We start from the raw sequence: 17,048 nt of genomic DNA on the forward strand, positions 1-17,048 counted from the left end.
TCGAGAAGATCCGCCGGACCATGGGCGGTTTCTCCGGGAGATACCGGCGTGCGACGCCGGGCTATAGTCTTGGTAGCCATTTTTGTGCGTTCCTTCCAAGGTTGTGCACGAACTTGGTTAGACGGCTGGGGTGCTCGCTACATCCTGGCCGTCGCCTTTTGATACCTCGCATCCGCATCGCTGCTTTCGCACCGACAACCTGCCGCGAGGCAAGCAGCCTTCGAACATCTCGGTGTGGTTTGGTGTGTTGCGCCTTTCTTCTCCCCTAGTTGGGGTATCGAGTGAGAGGGGCATTCACTCTAGAGAAGAAGCCGGCAAGCTGCCGTGCCGTTCGGCATGAAGTCGAGGCAACCGCGACTAAATGCAGCTTCCGCGATGCGCTGTGCGCGAGCCGCTCGGGACCCGTGTCGTGTCGGCCCGCAGTGGCTCCCAACGATCACGTCGATGGGGTGGCTTGCGCAGCGAAATCAAGGAGGAGGCCGCAGGCCGGGGGACATTCGCGGAGCAAGGTACCCCGTCGGCGTGATCGCCCCCGGACGCGAGCAAGCAAGAAAAGACTCAGTCCATCCAGGCCCGCGCCCGGTCCAGATGCTCGCGGCACTCGCGCACCATGCGCTCCAGCAGTTCCGCGCAAGTCGGGATGTCTTCGATCAGCCCGATGCATTGGCCGGCGGAGACAACACCGTCTTGCACCGCGCCCGATTCCAGCGCCGCGCGGCCGCGCGCGCCTGCAACCAGCGGGCGGATCTCCTCGAACTCGCAGCCGCCCGGACGGTTCTCCGTGGCCACCACCTCTTCGGAGATCGCGTTGCGGAACACGCGCGCGGTGTTGCGCATGGTGCGGAACATCAGCTTGGTGTCGCGCTCGCTCGCGTCCACCAGCGCCTGCTTGATGTTGTCGTGGATCGGCGCTTCCTGGGTCACGCAGAAGCGCGTGCCCATGTTCACGCCCTCGGCGCCGAGCGCGAGCGCGGCCGCCATGCCGCGGCCGTCGGCGATGCCGCCCGAGGCGATGATGGGGATGCGCAGCTTGCGCGCCGCAATCGGCAACAGGATCAGGCCCGGCACGTCGTCCTCGCCCGGATGGCCCGCGCACTCGAAGCCGTCGACCGACACGGCGTCGACGCCATTGCGTTCGGCCGACAGCGCGTGGCGCACCGAGGTGCACTTGTGGACGATCTTGACGTCGTGGCGCTTGAGCGCCTCGATGAAGTCCTTCGGGCTGTTGCCCGCGGTCTCCACGATCTTCACGCCGCTGTCGATGATCGCCTGCACGTACTCGGCATAGGGCGGCGGCTTCACGGCCGGCAGGATCGTGAGGTTCACGCCGAAGGGCTTGTCGGTCAGCGCGCGGGTGCGCTCGACCTCGCGGCGCAGGTGGTCGGGCGTGGGCTGCGTGAGCGCGGTCACGATGCCCAGGCCGCCGGCGTTGGAGACGGCCGCGGCCAGTTCGGCGCGGCCCACCCACTGCATGCCGCCCTGCACGATCGGGTAGCGGATGCCGAGCAGCTCGGTGATGCGGGTCTTCATGCGGGCGCTTCCTCTTACAGCGTCTTCACCAGCTCGGGCACGGCCGTGAACAGGTCGGCCACGAGGCCGTAGTCGGCCACCGAGAAGATCGGCGCTTCCTCGTCCTTGTTGATCGCCACGATCACCTTGGAGTCCTTCATGCCGGCCAGATGCTGGATCGCGCCCGAGATGCCCGCTGCGATGTACAGCTGCGGCGCGACGATCTTGCCGGTCTGGCCCACTTGCCAGTCGTTCGGGGCGTAGCCCGCGTCGACGGCTGCGCGGCTGGCGCCCAGGCCCGCGTTGAGCTTGTCGGCCAGCGGTGCCATCACTTCGGTGAACTTCTCGGCGCTGCCCAGTGCGCGGCCACCCGAAACGATGATCTTGGCGGCCGTCAGTTCGGGACGTTCGCTCTTCGTGACTTCTCGGCCGACGAAGCTGCTCTTGCCGCTGTCGGCCACGCCTTCGGCCGTTTCGACCGTTGCGCTGCCACCGGTGGCGGCGGCTGCGTCGAAGCCGGTGGTGCGAACGGTGATGACCTTGGTCGCATCGCTGCTCTGCACGGTGGCGATCGCATTGCCCGCGTAGATCGGACGCTCGAAGGTATCGGGGCTGTCGACCTTGGTGATGTCGCTGATCTGCGCGACATCGAGCTTGGCGGCCACGCGCGGCGCGACGTTCTTGCCGTTGGCGGTCGAGGGGAACAGGATGTGGCTGTAGTTGCTGGCGATGGCCAGCACCTGGGCGGCGACGTTCTCCGCTAGGTTCTCGGCGAGGCTCGGGCTGTCGGCTGCGATGACCTTGGTGACGCCAGCGATCTGGGCCGCGGCCTTGGCGGCTTCAGCCGCGTTGGCGCCAGCCACGAGCACGTGGACGTCGCCACCGCAGGCAAGCGCGGCGGTCACGGTGTTGAGGGTGGCCGGCTTGATGCTGGCGTGGTCGTGTTCGGCAATGACGAGTGCGGTCATGTTCGTTGTCTTCCTCAGATCACTTTGGCTTCGTTCTTCAGCTTGTCCACCAGGGTCGCCACGTCGGGCACCTTGATGCCGGCGCCGCGCTTCGGCGGTTCCGAGACCTTCAGCGTCTTCAGCCGCGGCTTGACGTCCACGCCGAGGTCCTCGGGCTTGAAGGTGTCGAGCTGCTTCTTCTTGGCCTTCATGATGTTGGGCAAGGTCACATAGCGCGGCTCGTTCAGGCGCAGGTCGGTCGTGATGACCGCCGGCAACGTGAGCGAGACGGTCTCGAGGCCGCCGTCGACTTCGCGGGTCACGTTGGCCTTGTCGCCGGCGACTTCGACCTTGCTCGCGAAGGTGGCTTGCGGCAGGTCGGCCAAGGCAGCCAGCATCTGGCCGGTCTGGTTGGCGTCGTCGTCGATGGCCTGCTTGCCGAGGATGATCAGCTGCGGCTGTTCCTTGTCGACCAGTGCCTTGAGCAGCTTGGCCACGGCCAGCGGCTGCAGCTCTTCCGAGGTCTCGACCAGGATGCCGCGGTCGGCGCCGATGGCCATCGCGGTGCGCAGGGTCTCCTGCGACTTGGCGTCGCCGCACGAGACGGCGATGACCTCGGTCACCACGCCCTTCTCCTTCAGGCGCACGGCCTCTTCGACGGCGATCTCGTCGAAGGGGTTCATGCTCATCTTGACGTTGGCGATGTCCACGCCCGTGCCGTCGCTCTTGACGCGCACCTTCACGTTGTAGTCGACGACCCGTTTGACGGGCACGAGAATCTTCATGGCTGGTCCTTCAATGAAAACGGAGGGGGTTCACTCGAGCTTCGCGCCCGACTGCTTGATGAGGCGCTCCCAGATCGGCCGCTCGGCCTTCCAGGCGGCGGCGAAGAGTTCGGGCGAGCTGTCCTTGAGCTCGAAGCCCATGGCCGCGATGCGCTCGCGCACGTCGGGCTGCTGCGAGGCCTTGCGCACTTCCTCGGCGATGCGGTCCACGATGGGCTTGGGCGTCTTGGCGGGCACGGCGAAGGCGAGCCAGCCGGTCACGCGGTAGGCCTCGTCCTTCAAGCCCTGCTCGGCCATCGTCGGCACGGTGGGCAGCGCGGCCATGCGGCGTTCGCCGCTCACGCCGATGGCCCGCACCTTGCCCGCGTCGATGTGCGGCTTGGCGACCAGCGCGCTCGCATAGGCCATCTGGATCTGGCCGCCGATCAGGTCCTGCATCATCGGCGCCTCGCCCTTGTAGGCGACGTGGTTCATGTCGGCCTGCTGCGTGAGGCTCATGTGCGCGCCCGCCAGGTGCGGGTAGGCGCCCACGCCGTAGGAGCCATAGGCGACCTTGCCCTTGTTCGCGGCCACGTACTTCAGCAGTTCGGGCGCGGTCTTGGCGGGCACGCTGGGATGCACCACCAGCACCAGCGGCCCCATCGCCACCTGGTAGACCAGCGTGAGGTCGCGCTGCGTGTCGTAGGGCAGCTTCTCGTAGAGGAACTCGTTGGTCAGCAGCGAATTGCTCAGCGAGAAGACGATGGTGTAGCCATCGGGCGCTGCCTTGGCGACCATGTCGGTGCCGATGATGCCGGCCGCGCCGGGCTTGTTGTCGATCACCACGGGCTGGCCGAGGCCGGCCGCCATCTTCTGGCCCAGCACGCGCGCGAGCACGTCGGTGGCGCCGCCGGCCTGGAAGGGCACGACCATGCGGATCGGCTTGTTCGGATAAGGCGCCTGGGCCTGGGCCGGCGCATGGGCCAGCGCGAGCAGCGCGGCGGCGGTTGCGGTGGTGGCGCGCAGCAGCGCGCGACGGGTCGGGTGTCGGGTGATGGTCATGGTGTCCCTGATGGTTCTTGGGGGGCGGAGAAACGAAAGGCGGCGGGCCGTGCGCTGCGGCCCGCCGTGCGGCGGCTTCAGGCCGTCGCGACGCGGGTCTTGAAAGGCAGTGGCTCGAGTGCCTTGCGCAGCCGCTCGGCGAGCGCCGCGGCCTGCGCGCCCGCGGCGGCGGGGTCGATCGTCACGCGCACCAGGCTCTCGCCCTCGTGCGCCACGCGTGGGCGCGCGGCCTCGGGCAGGCCGAGTTCGGCGCACAGCTCGGCCACGGTCGCGGCCACCACGCGGCTCGCAGCCATGGCGCGCAGCTCGGGCTTGTAGATCTTGCCGACGTTGGTCATCGGCAGCGCATCGACCAGCGCCACCCACTTGGGCTTGGCGGGAGCCTCGTCGACGCGCGCGGCGGTGAAGGCCAGCAGCTCGTCTTCGGTGGCGGCGCCGCCGGGCACCAGCGTCGCGAACACCACGGGCAGTTCGCCCGCGTAGGCATCGGGCGCGCCGACCGCGGCGCAGACCTGCACCGCCGGGTGGGCGCTGAGTGCGTCCTCGATCACCTTGGGATCGATGTTGTGGCCGCTGCGGATGATCAGGTCCTTCGAGCGGCCCGTGAGGTTGAGCCGCTCCTCGCTGTCGATCCAGCCGAGGTCGCCGGTCGCGAGCCAGCCGTCGGCCGTGAAGGCCTTGGCGTTGTCGGCCGGATCGACGAAGCCCGAGAACACGTTGGGCGACTTGAACAGCACCATGCCGGTCTCGCCGCGCGCCACCTCGCGATCGCTCGCGTTGCCGTGCTCGTCGAGCGCCACCACGCGCATCTGCATGTAGGGCAGGCGAAAGCCGACGCAGCCCGCGGGGCCGTCGACGCCGGGCGGCGTGATGGTCGAGATGCCGGCCATCTCGGTCATGCCCAGGCTCTCGTGCACGTGCAGGCCGAACAGGCGCTCGAAGCGCGCGGCGAGTTCGGGCGAGAGCACGGCCGCGCCGGTGCGGCAGTAGGTGATCGAGGAGATGTCGGCGCCGTCGAGCGGCACGTTGGCCAGCGCGGCCAGCACCGTGGGCACGGCCGACAGCGAGGTCGGGCGGTACCTGGCGACCAGCTTCCAGTAGTTGGCCAGCACCTGCTTGTTGCGCAGCAGCGAGGGCGTGGGAATCACCACCTCCACGCCTGCCGAGAGCGAAGCCAGCGAGGCCGGCAGCACGCCCGCGACGTGGAACAGCGGATAGCCGTTGATCGAGATGCCGTGCTCGTTCATGCCCGCGACCTGCACGCTGGCCCAGGCGGTGAACACCTGCGCGCCATGGCTGTGGCGCGCGAGCTTGGGCGCGCCGGTGGTGCCGCCGGTGTGGAAGTAGGCGGCGATGTCGCTCGAGGCGATGTCGCGGCCGCTCACGAGGCGGTCATCGGGTTGCGCGGTGCGCAGCGCCTCGAAGTCGACCACGCCCTCGGGCAGCGCGCCCGCCGCGCCCGGTGCCTCGTCGTGCGGCGCCACGCGCAGCAGGGTGGTCAGGCCCGGCACCTGGCCGCGCAGCCGCCGCGCCTTCGACCACATGCCCGACTCGGCGTCCGAGCCATAGGCGATCAGCACCTTGGCGCGGGCCGCGGTCATCAGCGCGACCAGCTTCTCGTCGGTGAGCAGCGGATTGAGCGGCTGCACGATGCCGGCCGCCTCGCCGCCCCAGAGCGCGAGGTGGTATTCGAGGCAGCCCGGCAGCAGCACCGCCACCGCGTCGTTCGGTCCCACGCCCAGGCCATGCAGCAGGTTCGCGGTCTGGTGGATGCGCGCAAGCAGCTCGGCATACGACCAGCGGATCGGCGCATCGTCGGGGTTGCCGGTGCGCAGGAAGGTCAGCGCCGTCTTGTCGCCGAAGGCATGGCCCGCGTTGCGGAAGATTTCGTAGGTGCTGCGCACCGTGAGCGCCTGCGCGAGCGGGGTCTGCTCGAGCGCCTGGATGTCGGCGAGGCTGCGCACGGGGCGCGCGGGCCGGAACGGCGCGCCCACGGGCGTCGCGTAGTCGTTGTCGTGCCGGTCGTTCCTGTCGGTCATGGCCTGTCTCCTTGTTCCCTTGAAATCGTCGCCGTGTCGGCCCGGCTGTTTTACTGGTTCGTGATGTGGTTGTCGCGGATGACCTTGCCCCAGCGCTCGAAGTCCTGGCGCATGCGCTCGGCGGTCTGGTCGGCGGTTCGATAGGCCGCGAACGAGCCCACGCCCTGCAGCTTCTCCTGTACTTCCTTGTCGGCCAGCGCCTTTTTGAGTTCGGCGCTCATGCGCTCGACCACGTCCTTGGGCGTGCCGGCCGGTGCCAGCAGGCCGCCCCACGAGGTGGCGTCGAAGCCCGGGAAGCCCTGCTCGGCCACCGTCTTCACGTCGGGCAAGAGGCTCACGCGCTGGCCCGAGCCGACCGCGATGGCGCGCAGCTTGCCCGCGCGGATGTGCGGGATCACGGCCACCAGGTCCGAGAACATCGCGGGCACCTGGCCGCCGATCAGGTCGGTCACGGCCGGCGCGCTGCCGCGGTAGGGCACGTGCTGCATCTCGAACTTGCCGATGTTCTTGAGCTGCTCGGTCGTCAGGTGGCCGAAGCTGCCGGCGCCCGCGGTCGTGTAGTTGAGCTTGCCGTTCTCGGCCTTGGCCTTGGCGATCAGGCCCTGCAGGCCGGTCACCTCGGGCAGCGCCTTGGGATTGACCACCAGCACGATCGGCAGGTCGTAGACGCTGCCCACGGGCGTGAAGTTCTTGAAGATGTCGTAGCCGGTCGGGCCGTAGAGGTGCGAGGCCAGCAGCGTGGGCGTGGCCAGCATCACGAAGGTGTAGCCGTCGGCCGGCGCGCGCGCGGCGGCGGCCGCGCCCACGGTGCCCGAGGCGCCGCTGCGGTTGTCGATCACGATGTTCTGGCCCAGCGCGGCCGACATCTTCTGCGCCACGATGCGCGAGGCCACGTCGGTGGGACCGCCGGGCGGGAAGGGCACGATCAGCGTGATCGGCTTGGCCGGCCAGGCCTGCGCGAAGGCGGCGCCGGCGGCGAGGGGAAGGGCGAGCGCGAGGAGTGCACGGCGAAGAGGACTGCGGAGGGGACGGAGAGAGAGGGAGGCCATGACTTCTGCTTCAGGGGAACAAGGTGGCGCCGTCAGACGACGCCGCTGCTTTTCAGCGCTGCCAGCTTTTCATCCGACAGGCCGAGCAAGGACTGGAGCACGTCGTGCGTGCCTTCGCCCAGGGTGGGCGGCGCGCTGCGCACCGGCAGGCGCTCGCCATCGAAACGGTAAGGAGGCGCGAGCACGTCGACCGTGCCCGCGACCGGATGCGGCTGGCGCGTGACCAGGCCGGCGTCGGTGGCGCGCTTCGATTGCAGCGCCTCGAGCAGGCCCAGCACCTCGCCGCAGGGGATGCCGGCGGCGCTCAGTTTTTCGAGCAGCGCGGCGCGCGGGCGCTTCGCGAGTTCGGCATGCAGTTGCGGCAGCAGCACCGCGCGGTTGGCCGAACGCAGGATGTTGGTCTTGAAGCGCTCGTCGGCCGCGAGGTCGGGCCGCTCGATCACCTCGGTGCAGAAGCGCGCGAACTGCGCGTTGTTGCCCACGGTGATGACCAGCGGGCCGTCGGCCGCGTCGAACACGCCGTAGGGCACGATCGAGGGATGCGAGTTGCCGTAGCGCGGCGGGTCCTCGCCCAGCAGCAGCGCCTCGAGGCCGTAGTAGGCGGTGATCATCAGGCCGCAGTCGAACAGGGCCATCTCCACATGCCGGCCGCGGCCGGTCTTCTCGCGCTGGTAGAGCGCGGCGAGGATGGCCTGCGCCGAGTACATGCCGGTGAACAGGTCGACGGCCGCCACGCCGAACTTCAGCGGCGGCTGGTTGGCCTCGCCGTTGAGCGCCATCAGGCCGGCCTCGCCCTGCACCACGAGGTCGTAGCCGGGGCGCGCGGCCTCGGGGCCGGTGCGGTCGTAGCCCGAGATCGAGCAGTAGATGAGGCGCGGGTTCTCCTTGCTCAGCTGCTCGTAGCCCAGGCCCAGCTTGTCGATGCCGCCGAACTTGAAGTTCTGGATCAGCACGTCGCACTGCTTCGCGAGATCGCGCGCGAGCTGCTGGCCCTCGGGCGTCTGCAGGTCGAGCGTGACCGAACGCTTGTTGCGGTTGACGCTGTTGAAGTAGGCGGTCTCGGTCTTGCCGACGCGCAGGCCCCAGTCGCGCGTGTCGTCGCCGCGGCCCGGGTGCTCGACCTTGATGACCTCGGCGCCCATGTCGGCCAGCACCATGCCGCACCAGGGGCCCGCGAGGATGCGGGACAGGTCGAGGACGCGCACGCCGGCGAGCGGCAGCGAGGAATTCAGCGAGGGCATGGTGGCTCCGGAAAGACGTGAGACCTCGGCGCGGGTGCGCGCGAGGCCGGGGAAGAAGCGGTGGCGGCCGGCGTCAGGACGCGTCCTGCCGGCGCTGCCGCAGCGCGGCGAAGTCGGCCTTGCGCTTGCCGAGGAAGGCACCGATGCCTTCGGCGGCTTCGGCATCGGCCTGCGACTCGACCATGTAGACGGCCTCGGCCTCGAGTTGTTCCTCGAGCGTGGCGCGGTGCGCCTGGCGGCACAGCGACTTGATGCGCGCGCTCGCGCGCTGCGGGCCGTTCGCGACCTTGGCCGCGAGCGCGATCGCCTCGGCGAGTGCCGCGCCCTTGTCGGTCAGGCGGTTGACCGCGCCCAGCGCATGCAGGCGCTCGGCCGGCAGGCGGTCGCCGGTCAGGCACAGCTCGGTCAGCAGCTGGCGCGAGACGAACTCGGCCAGGAAGGCGGTGGCGCCGCCATCGGGCGTGAGGCCGACCTTGACGTAGGCCACGGTGTAGAAGGCATCGCGTGCCGACACGAGCATGTCGCAGGCCAGCGCCATCGACAGGCCCGCGCCCGCGGCGCCGCCCTCGACGGCGGCGATCACGGGCTTGCCGCTGTCGCGCAGCGCGCGGATCAGGTTGTGCAGGCCCTCGAGCTTCTCGCGGCGTTCCGAGGCGGGCAGCTCGCGGCGCTTGGCCAGCAGGTTGAGGTCGCCGCCCGAGCAGAAGAAATCGCCGGCGCCGGTGAAGACGATGGCACCGACCTCGGGGTCGTCCTGCGCATCGGCCAGCGCGGCCGCGAGCTCGGCATACAGCGTGGGCGTGATCGCGTTGCGCGCGCCCGGGTTGCTGTTCGTGAGGATGCGCACGGCACCCTCCTGCGCGATCAGCACGGTCTTGTTCTCGCTCATGCCGTCACCTCCTTGCCCAGTGCGATATAGCGCTGCAGATGATGGTCCTCGTCGCCGAGCTGGTGGTCGATCATCACGAGGCGCTTGGCGTAGTGGGGCAGCGGCAGCTCCCAGGTCATGCCGATGCCGCCGTGCATCTGGATGCTTTCTTCCGCCACCAGCGCGCCGATGCGGCCGATGCTGAACTTGGCGGCCGACAGCGCGCGCTCGCGCGCGAGGCGGTCGCTGCCGTCGATGGCGGCCGCGGCATTGATGACCGCCGAGCGCGCCTGCTCGATCTCGAGCAGCAGGTCGGCCATGCGGTGCTGCAGCGCCTGGAAGCTGCCGATCAGCGTGCCGAACTGCTTGCGCGTGCGCAGGTAGTCGAGCGTCGCGGTCTTGGCCGCTTCCATCGCGCCCACGGCCTCGGCGCACAGCGCGAGCACGCCGCGGCCGATGGCGCGCTCGAGCGTCGCGGCGCCCTGGCCCTCGGCGCCCAGCAGTGCGTCGGCGCTCAGCTTCATGCCGTCGAACGAGAGTTCGGCGACACGGCCGCCGTCGATCGAAGGGCAGCCGCGCACCGTGAGGCCTGCGGTCTTCGCGGGCACGAGGAACAGCGAGATGCCGGCTTCGTCGTCCACGTTGCCCGAGGTGCGGGCCGAGGCCAGGAACAGGTCGGCCTGCTCGCCTTGCGGCACCACGGCCTTGGCGCCGTTCAGCACCCAGCCGTCGCCGCTGCGTTCTGCGCGGGTGGCGACACGCGTGCGTTCGTAATGCGTGTCGGCCTCGTCGTGCGCGAAGGCCGCGACGGTCACGCCGTTGATGATGTCGACCAGCTTCTCTTTTTGCGCACCCGTGCCGGCCGCGCCGAGCGCCTCGCCGACCATCACCGCGCCCAGCAGCGGCTCGACCACGAGGCCGCGGCCCAGGGCCTCGAATACCACGGCGATGTCGAAGCCGCCGCCGCCGAAGCCGCCATCGGCCTCGCTGAACAGCGCGCCGATCACGCCGAGTTCGGCGAACTGCTGGAAGATCTCCTTGCTGAAGCCGTGTTCCGACTTCGCGATGCGGTCGCGCGCATCGAAGGCGTACTGCTCGCTGATGAAGCGGTTCAGGCTGTCGGCGAGCATGCGCCGGTCTTCGCTGTGTTCGAAGTTCATTGCATCTCTCCTTTACAGGCCCAGGATCATCTTGCTGATGATGTTCTTCTGGATCTCGTTCGAGCCGCCGAAGATCGACAGCTTGCGGTTGTTGAAGTAGCGCGAGGCGGCGGCCGAGGCGTAGGCCGGGCCGAAGGTCTCGCCGGTGAAGCCGTCCTTCAGCGCCTCGGCGATGAAGGGGCGGCCATGCACGCCCATCGCGCGGCGCGCGAGCGACGAGATCTCCTGGCGGATCTCGGTGCCGCGGATCTTGAGCATCGAGCTCTCGGCGCCCGGCACGCCGCCGCCGGCCACCGCCGCGACCACGCGCAGGTTGGTGGTCTTCATGTTCTCGAGGTCGATCTCCACGCGCGCCATGCGCACCGCGAAGGCCGGGTCTTCCGACAGCGGCTTGCCGTTCTTGGTCTGCGTGGCGGCAATGCCCTTGAGCTGCTCGAGCGCGGCCACCGAGAAGCCCACGCCCGCGATGTTGGTGCGCTCGTAGGTCAGCAGGTACTTGGCGCAGGTCCAGCCCTTGTTCTCCTCGCCCACGAGGTTCTCGGCCGGCACGCGCACGTCGGAGAAGAACACCTCGTTGACTTCATGCTCGCCGTCGAGCGTGATGATCGGGCGCACTTCGACGCCCGGCGAGCTCATGTCGATCAGCAGGAAGCTGATGCCTTCCTGCTTCTTCGCCTCGCGGTTGGTGCGCACCAGGCAGAAGATCATGTTGGCGTGCTGGCCCAGCGTGGTCCAGGTCTTCTGGCCGTTCACGATGTAGTGGTCGCCCTGGGCATCGATGCCGCGTACGGCCGAGGTCTTCACGGCCGCGAGGTCGGAGCCCGCGCCGGGTTCCGAGTAGCCCTGGCACCACCAGTCGGCGCCGTTGAGGATGCGCGGCAGCCAGTGGCGCTTCTGCGCCTCGTTGCCGTACTTGATCAGCACCGGCCCGAGCATGTTCACGCCGAAGGGCACGATGCGCGGCGCGAAGGCCAGCGCGCACTCGTTCTCGAAGATGAACTTCTCCACCGCCGTCCAGCCCGGCCCGCCGTACTGCTCGGGCCAGTGGTTGGCGAGCCAGCCGCGCGCGTCGAGGATGGCATGCCATTCCTCCATGTCGGCCTTCTCGAGGATCTTGCCGCCGCGCACCTTGTCCGACAGCCGCGCGGGCAGCTTGTCGGCCAGGAAGGCACGCACCTCGCCGCGGAAGGCTTCTTCTTCGGGGGTGAAGTTCAGGTCCATCGCGCGCTCCTCAATAGATTTCGAACAAGCCGGCCGCGCCCATGCCGCCGGCGATGCACATCGTGACCACGGCGTACTTGGCGCCGCGGCGCTTGCCTTCGATCAGCACGTGGCCCGCGAGGCGCGCGCCGGTCATGCCGAAGGGGTGGCCGATGGAGATCGCGCCGCCGTTGACGTTGAGGCGTTCCGAGGGAATGCCCAGCCGGTCCTGGCAGTAGATCGACTGCGAGGCGAAGGCTTCGTTGAGTTCCCACAGGTCGATGTCCTCGACCTTGAGGCCGTGGCGCGCGAGCAGCTTGGGCACGGCGAACACCGGGCCGATGCCCATCTCGTCGGGCTCGCAGCCCGCGACCACGAGGCCGCGGAAGGCGCCCAGCGGCTTGATGTTGGCGCGTTCGGCGTCCTTGGCTTCCATCAGCACGCAGGCCGAGGCGCCATCGGAGAGCTGCGAGGCATTGCCCGCGGTGATGAACTTGTCGTCGCCCATCACGGGCTTGAGCTTGGCCAGCGCCTCGTAGGTGGTGCCGCGGCGGTTGCAGTTGTCCTCGGTGGCCGTGACCTCGCGGTGCGTGACCTCCTTGGTCTCCTTGTCGGTCACCGCCATGGTAGTGGTGCAGGCGACGATCTCGTCCTTGTAGCGGCCGGCGAGCTGCGCTTCCTCGGTGCGGCGCTGGCTCTCGGCCGAGAAGCGGTCCTGCGCCTCGCGGCTGATGTTGTAGCGCTGGGCCACGATGTCGGCGGTCTCGATCATCGCCATGTAGAGCGCGGGCTTGTGCTCGACGATCCACGGGTCCATGCCGTTGTCGCCGCTGTCGGTGGCGCTGCGGCTGCGGATCTGCGAGATGCTTTCCACGCCGCCCGCGATCATGGCCGGCGCGCCGTCCACCACGATGCGGCCCGCGGCCATCGCGATCGCCTGCAGGCCCGAGGCGCAGAAGCGGTTGACGGTGGTGCCGGCGATCGAGATCGGCAGGCCCGCGCGCACGATGGCCTGGCGCGCGATGTTGCGGCCCGTGGTGCCCTCGGGATAGCCGCAGCCGAGGATGGCGTCCTCGATCAGCGCCGGGTCGAGGCCCGAGCGCTCGACCGCGGCCTTGACCGCGAAGGCCGCCAGCGTGGGGCCGGGGGTGATGTTGAATTCGCCGCGGTGCGCCTTGGTGAGCGGGGTGCGGGCGGTGGAAACGATGACGGCTTCACGCATGGGGATGTCTCCTGGAGGCTGGCTCTGTGATTACTCGGATTGGTTGAGGCTCGCGAAGTCGGCGCCGCGCTCGACCAGCTGCACCAGCAGCGGCGACGGCTTCCAGAAGATCGGGTCTTCCTTCGCGAACTCCTGGATGTCGGCCAGCACCTTGGGCAGGCCCACCATGTCGGCGTACTTCATCGGGCCGCCGCGGTGGCGCGGGAAGCCGTAGCCGTAGAGGAAGGTCACGTCGACGTCGAGCGGGCGCAGCGCGATGCGCTGCAGCACGACGTTGGCGCCCTCGTTGATCATCGCGGCCATGTAGCGGCGCATGATTTCCTCCTCGGTGAAGGCGCGTGGCGTGACGCCCGCGCGTTCGCGTTCGGCGTCGATGATCGCGAGCACCTCGGGGTCGGGCTGGCCGGTGCGCGCGCCTTCGGGATAGAGGTAGTAGCCGCGCTGCGTCTTCTGGCCGAACCAGCCGCGCTCGCAGATGCGATCGGCCACCTGCACGTAGCGCGCCTGCGGGTCGCGCGTGGCGGCCTTGCGCTTGCGTGTGGCCCAGCCGATGTCGCCGCCCGCGAGGTCCGAGACCTGGAACGGGCCCATCGGGTAGCCGAAGTTGCGCACGGCGGCGTCGATCTCGTAGGGCGAGGCGCCGTCCTCCATCATGTGATCGGCGGCCTGGCGGTACACGGCCAGGATGCGGTTGCCGATGAAGCCGTCGCACACGCCCGCGCGCACCGGCACCTTCTTGAGCTTCTTCGCGAGCTCGAAGCCGGTGGCGACCACGTCGGCGCGCACCTTGGCGGGCACCACGATCTCGAGCAGCTTCATGATGTTGGCCGGCGAGAAGAAGTGCAGGCCCACCACGTCCTGCGGCCGCGAGATGCTGGCGGCGATCTCGTCGATGTCGAGGTAGGAGGTGTTGGTGGCCAGCACCGCGCCCTGCTTGCAGACGCGGTCGAGCTCGGCGAACACGGCCTTCTTCACGCCCATGTCCTCGAACACGGCCTCGACCACGATGTCGACGTCGGCGAGCGCGTCGTACGAGGTGGAGCCCGAGAAGCGCGCCATCACGGCGGCCTTGGCCTCGGGCGTGATGCGGCCCTTGGCGATCAGGCCGTCGTAGACCTTCTCGACGTTGGCGCGGCCGCGCGCGAGCTGGGTGTCGTCGCGCTCGATCATGGTCACGGGCAGGCCGGCGTCGAGCATCGCCACCGCGATGCCCGCGCCCATGGTGCCGCCGCCGACGATGCCGGCCGACGCCAGCGGCCGCGGGCTGGCGGAGCGGGTCTCGGGCGCCTTGAGCACTTCGCGCTCGGCGAAGAAGGCGTGGATCAGGCCCGCGCGCTGCGGGCTGTCGATGCATTGCAGGAACAGCTTGCGCTCGAGCGCCATGCCTTCGTCGAAGGGCAGCGTGAGCGCGCCCTCGACCGCCTCGACGATCTTCATCGGCGAGAACAGGCCGCGGCTCTTCTTGGCGGTATCGGCGCGCGCGGCCTCGAGGGCGGCGCGGCTGGCTTCCTGGTCGGCCAGCGCGCCGGCCTCGCGCGTGCGGCGCACCGGGGCGTTGGCGGCGATCAGTTCGTTGGCATAGGCCAGGCCATCGGCGCGCGCGTCGGCGTCGCTGCCGAGGCGGTCGACCAGGCCCAGCGACAGTGCTTCCTTCGCGAGCGCGTGGCGGCCGCTGAGCATCAACTCGATGGCGGGCTTCACGCCGATCAGGCGCGGCGCGCGCTGCGTGCCGCCCGAGCCGGGCAACAGGCCCAGCGCGACTTCGGGCAGGCCCAGCTTGGCGGTGGGCGAGGCCAGGCGGTAGTGGGCCGACAGCGCCACCTCGAGGCCGCCGCCGAGCGCGGCGCCATGGATGGCGGCGATCACGGGCTTGCTGCAGTTCTCGATCTTCAGGCAGGCCTCGGGCAGCGAGGGCGGCTGCGGCGCCTTGCCGAACTCGCGGATGTCGGCGCCGGCGATGAAGTTGCGGCCCGCGCCGACGATCAGCACGGCCTTGGCCGCGGCGTCGGCCTCGGCCGCGTCGATGGCGGCCACGAGGCCGCGGCGCACGTCCACGCCCAGGGCGTTGACGGGCGGGTTGTCGATGGTCACGACGAAGACGTCGCCCTGGCGCTCGAAGGCGACGGGACCGGAGGACGTGGAGGGGCTGGAGGTCGGGGTGGCCATGTGCGTGTCGCTTGTCTCGGTGACGCGCCGGAGCGGCGCGAGGCTCTGGGGAGGTCGAACCCCCTTCCGCGGGCGGCGAGGGTCCTGGGGTGAACCCCGCATTCTTTGCACCCATCCCGGTTTTGACAATTGCATAGTCGGTTGACAGACTGTCAAAGGATTTTTGACAAAATCCGGTCATGGACCTCCAATCGCTGACCCTGCTGGTCGAAATCATCGATGCCGGCAACCTGAGCGCGGCCGCGCGGCGGCTCAAGATGACCCGGGCCAACGTCAGCTACCACCTGAACCAGCTCGAGCGCTCGGTCGGCGCGCAGCTGGTGCGGCGCACCACCCGGCGCGCCGAGCCGACCGAGATCGGCCTGCGCCTGTACCAGCACGGCGTCGCGATCCAGGGCGAGCTCCGCGCGGCGCGCGAATCGGTCACGACGCTGGGCGAGGGGCTGCAGGGCCAGGTGCGGCTGAGCGTGCCCAGCGGCTACGGGCAACTGGTCATGGCCGACTGGCTGATCGACTTCAAGCGCCGCTACCCGGGCATCGTGCTCGACGTGGTGTTCGAGAACCGCATCGAGGACCTGCTGCGCGACGAGGTCGACATCGCGATCCGCGTGATCCCCGAGCCGCCGCAGAACCTGGTGGCGCGCGCGATGGGCCCGGTGCGCTACGTGGCCTGCGCCTCGCGCGACTACGCGGCGCAGCATCCGCTGCCGGTGCAGCTTGACGGGCTGCACGGCGCGCCGGTGGTCACGGCCGCGGTCATCGGGCGGCAACTGCGCGTGTCGGCCTACCAGGGCGAGATCCGGCGCGAGGTGGTGCTCGAGCCGACCCTGATCTCGGAGAACTTCCTGTTCCTGCGCCAGGCCATCCTCGCGGGCCTGGGCATCGGGCTGGTGCCCGACTACGTGGTGGCCGAGGACGTGCGCCGCGGCGAGGTGCTGACCACGCTCGACGACTGGCGGCTGTCGATCTTCGGCACCCAGATGTTCATGCTCTACATGCCGAACCGCCAGCACACGCGCGCGATCCGCACCTTCATCGACTACACGCTGGAGCGCGTGCGCGAGGTCAGCCCCGGATCGTGACGTGCGAGTGGAAGCGGTCCGAGGGGCCGCGCAGGCGCTGGAACTCGAAGGGCCGGTCGGCCTCGTCGTGGCCGATGCGCAGCACGTCGACCAGCGCCGAGGCCATCGGCACGCCGAGCAGCGCGGCCAGCGGTGCGTCGGCCAGCGTGGCGCGCGTGAGCATCTCGATGCGGCCGTAGCGGATGCCCTGGCCCTGCAGCAGCTCGGTCAACGACAGCCGCGAGAAATCGGCCCGCACGAAGCGCCGGCCCACGTCCTCGATGAGGTGGACGATGCTGTGCAGGATCGGCAGCCGCCCGGTGCTGCGCAGCCGCACCACCTGGAGCACCGGCGTGCCTTCCTCCAGCCGCAGCGCGGTGGCCACGTCGGCGGGCGCGGGCACGAAGCCGAACTCCTTGACCGACGGCTTGCTGCGCGAGCGGCGTTCGGCCATGGTGGCGAGGAAGGACTCCATCGGCATCGGCAGCGGCGCCGAGCGCAACGGCGCCGACACGTAGGTGCCGCGGCCGCGCTGGCGCTTGAGCAGGCCGCGTTCCTCCAGCGACTGCAGCGCGCGCCGCACCGTGACGCGCGAGACGCCGTACTGCGCGCGCAGCTCCTCCTCGGTGGGGAGCTGGTCGCCGTCGCGCAGCCGCCCGCTGGCGACCATGTCCTCGATCAGCGTCGAGATCTGGTGATGCAGTGCCACGCCGGGCTGCCTGTTGAGGTCCATGGGCAAATCTTAGCGGTCGATGACGGG

Annotated in this window: 14 protein-coding genes; 1 reads left to right on the plus strand and 13 read right to left on the minus strand. The window is 69.6% G+C overall.

Annotated elements, in window-relative coordinates; all coding sequences use genetic code 11:
* Window positions 1–558 precede the first annotated feature (558 nt).
* The 12 genes from AC07RM_RS29965 to AC07RM_RS30020 all read right to left on the minus strand — a co-directional run bounded on the left by AC07RM_RS29965 (window position 559) and on the right by AC07RM_RS30020 (window position 15,227).
* Complete coding sequence (locus AC07RM_RS29965; RefSeq protein WP_495336828.1) at window positions 559–1,530, minus strand: NAD(P)H-dependent flavin oxidoreductase; 972 nt, start codon at window positions 1,528–1,530, stop codon at window positions 559–561.
* Window positions 1,531–1,544: 14 nt separating this feature from the next.
* Window positions 1,545–2,477 (minus strand): electron transfer flavoprotein subunit alpha/FixB family protein, encoded by a 933-nt coding sequence (locus AC07RM_RS29970; protein ID WP_495336829.1) that lies wholly within the window; start codon window positions 2,475–2,477, stop codon window positions 1,545–1,547.
* Between the two features lie 14 nt (window positions 2,478–2,491).
* Window positions 2,492–3,241: an electron transfer flavoprotein subunit beta/FixA family protein gene (locus AC07RM_RS29975; protein ID WP_057595490.1), complete on the minus strand. Its 750-nt coding sequence runs from the start codon at window positions 3,239–3,241 to the stop codon at window positions 2,492–2,494.
* Window positions 3,242–3,271: 30 nt separating this feature from the next.
* On the minus strand, window positions 3,272–4,282 hold the full coding sequence (locus tag AC07RM_RS29980) for a Bug family tripartite tricarboxylate transporter substrate binding protein (RefSeq protein ID WP_208507728.1): 1,011 nt from the start codon (window positions 4,280–4,282) through the stop codon (window positions 3,272–3,274).
* 77 nt (window positions 4,283–4,359) lie between these two features.
* Window positions 4,360–6,321: an acyl-CoA synthetase gene (locus AC07RM_RS29985; RefSeq protein ID WP_495336830.1), complete on the minus strand. Its 1,962-nt coding sequence runs from the start codon at window positions 6,319–6,321 to the stop codon at window positions 4,360–4,362.
* A gap of 50 nt (window positions 6,322–6,371) precedes the next feature.
* Window positions 6,372–7,370 carry a Bug family tripartite tricarboxylate transporter substrate binding protein gene (locus AC07RM_RS29990; protein WP_093355636.1) on the minus strand — a complete coding sequence of 333 codons (999 nt, stop codon included), beginning with the start codon at window positions 7,368–7,370 and terminating at the stop codon, window positions 6,372–6,374.
* A 32-nt stretch (window positions 7,371–7,402) separates the two neighbouring features.
* A complete protein-coding gene (locus AC07RM_RS29995; RefSeq protein ID WP_495336831.1) occupies window positions 7,403–8,611 on the minus strand; it encodes a CaiB/BaiF CoA transferase family protein in 1,209 nt (402 codons plus the stop codon).
* A gap of 73 nt (window positions 8,612–8,684) precedes the next feature.
* Window positions 8,685–9,500, minus strand: coding sequence for an oxepin-CoA hydrolase, alternative type (locus AC07RM_RS30000; protein WP_495336832.1), 816 nt, complete (start codon window positions 9,498–9,500; stop codon window positions 8,685–8,687).
* Window positions 9,497–10,639, minus strand: coding sequence for an acyl-CoA dehydrogenase family protein (locus AC07RM_RS30005; protein ID WP_495336833.1), 1,143 nt, complete (start codon window positions 10,637–10,639; stop codon window positions 9,497–9,499). Before AC07RM_RS30005 ends, AC07RM_RS30000 begins: the two co-directional genes overlap by 4 nt.
* Window positions 10,640–10,651: 12 nt before the next feature.
* Complete coding sequence (locus tag AC07RM_RS30010; protein WP_495336834.1) at window positions 10,652–11,860, minus strand: acyl-CoA dehydrogenase family protein; 1,209 nt, start codon at window positions 11,858–11,860, stop codon at window positions 10,652–10,654.
* 10 nt (window positions 11,861–11,870) lie between these two features.
* Window positions 11,871–13,061: an acetyl-CoA C-acyltransferase gene (locus AC07RM_RS30015; RefSeq protein ID WP_495336835.1), complete on the minus strand. Its 1,191-nt coding sequence runs from the start codon at window positions 13,059–13,061 to the stop codon at window positions 11,871–11,873.
* 30 nt (window positions 13,062–13,091) lie between these two features.
* Window positions 13,092–15,227 carry a 3-hydroxyacyl-CoA dehydrogenase NAD-binding domain-containing protein gene (locus tag AC07RM_RS30020; RefSeq protein ID WP_495336836.1) on the minus strand — a complete coding sequence of 712 codons (2,136 nt, stop codon included), beginning with the start codon at window positions 15,225–15,227 and terminating at the stop codon, window positions 13,092–13,094.
* Window positions 15,228–15,406: 179 nt separating this feature from the next.
* Here AC07RM_RS30020 and AC07RM_RS30025 point away from each other — a divergent pair, with 179 nt between their 5' ends.
* A complete protein-coding gene (locus AC07RM_RS30025; RefSeq protein WP_093355618.1) occupies window positions 15,407–16,309 on the plus strand; it encodes a LysR family transcriptional regulator in 903 nt (300 codons plus the stop codon).
* On the opposite strand, the gene AC07RM_RS30030 is transcribed toward AC07RM_RS30025, so the two are convergent.
* Entirely contained in the window at window positions 16,293–17,021 is a 729-nt protein-coding gene (locus tag AC07RM_RS30030) for a GntR family transcriptional regulator (RefSeq protein WP_093355615.1), read from the minus strand. The genes AC07RM_RS30025 and AC07RM_RS30030 overlap by 17 nt on opposite strands.
* Window positions 17,022–17,048: the final 27 nt, after the last annotated feature.

Source organism: Variovorax sp. GW821-FHT09B05 (assembly GCF_059418265.1).

Bases quoted from the DNA above. Each gene is read 5' to 3' on its own strand.
- AC07RM_RS30005 (WP_495336833.1), bottom strand. From the start codon at position 10,639: ATGAACTTCGAACACAGCGAAGACCGGCGCATGCTCGCCGACAGCCTG.
- AC07RM_RS29965 (WP_495336828.1), bottom strand. From the start codon at position 1,530: ATGAAGACCCGCATCACCGAGCTGCTCGGCATCCGCTACCCGATCGTG.
- AC07RM_RS30025 (WP_093355618.1), top strand. From the start codon at position 15,407: ATGGACCTCCAATCGCTGACCCTGCTGGTCGAAATCATCGATGCCGGC.
- AC07RM_RS29995 (WP_495336831.1), bottom strand. From the start codon at position 8,611: ATGCCCTCGCTGAATTCCTCGCTGCCGCTCGCCGGCGTGCGCGTCCTC.
- AC07RM_RS29980 (WP_208507728.1), bottom strand. From the start codon at position 4,282: ATGACCATCACCCGACACCCGACCCGTCGCGCGCTGCTGCGCGCCACC.
- AC07RM_RS30010 (WP_495336834.1), bottom strand. From the start codon at position 11,860: ATGGACCTGAACTTCACCCCCGAAGAAGAAGCCTTCCGCGGCGAGGTG.
- AC07RM_RS30015 (WP_495336835.1), bottom strand. From the start codon at position 13,061: ATGCGTGAAGCCGTCATCGTTTCCACCGCCCGCACCCCGCTCACCAAG.
- AC07RM_RS30020 (WP_495336836.1), bottom strand. From the start codon at position 15,227: ATGGCCACCCCGACCTCCAGCCCCTCCACGTCCTCCGGTCCCGTCGCC.
- AC07RM_RS29985 (WP_495336830.1), bottom strand. From the start codon at position 6,321: ATGACCGACAGGAACGACCGGCACGACAACGACTACGCGACGCCCGTG.
- AC07RM_RS30030 (WP_093355615.1), bottom strand. From the start codon at position 17,021: ATGGACCTCAACAGGCAGCCCGGCGTGGCACTGCATCACCAGATCTCG.
- AC07RM_RS29975 (WP_057595490.1), bottom strand. From the start codon at position 3,241: ATGAAGATTCTCGTGCCCGTCAAACGGGTCGTCGACTACAACGTGAAG.
- AC07RM_RS29990 (WP_093355636.1), bottom strand. From the start codon at position 7,370: ATGGCCTCCCTCTCTCTCCGTCCCCTCCGCAGTCCTCTTCGCCGTGCA.
- AC07RM_RS29970 (WP_495336829.1), bottom strand. From the start codon at position 2,477: ATGACCGCACTCGTCATTGCCGAACACGACCACGCCAGCATCAAGCCG.
- AC07RM_RS30000 (WP_495336832.1), bottom strand. From the start codon at position 9,500: ATGAGCGAGAACAAGACCGTGCTGATCGCGCAGGAGGGTGCCGTGCGC.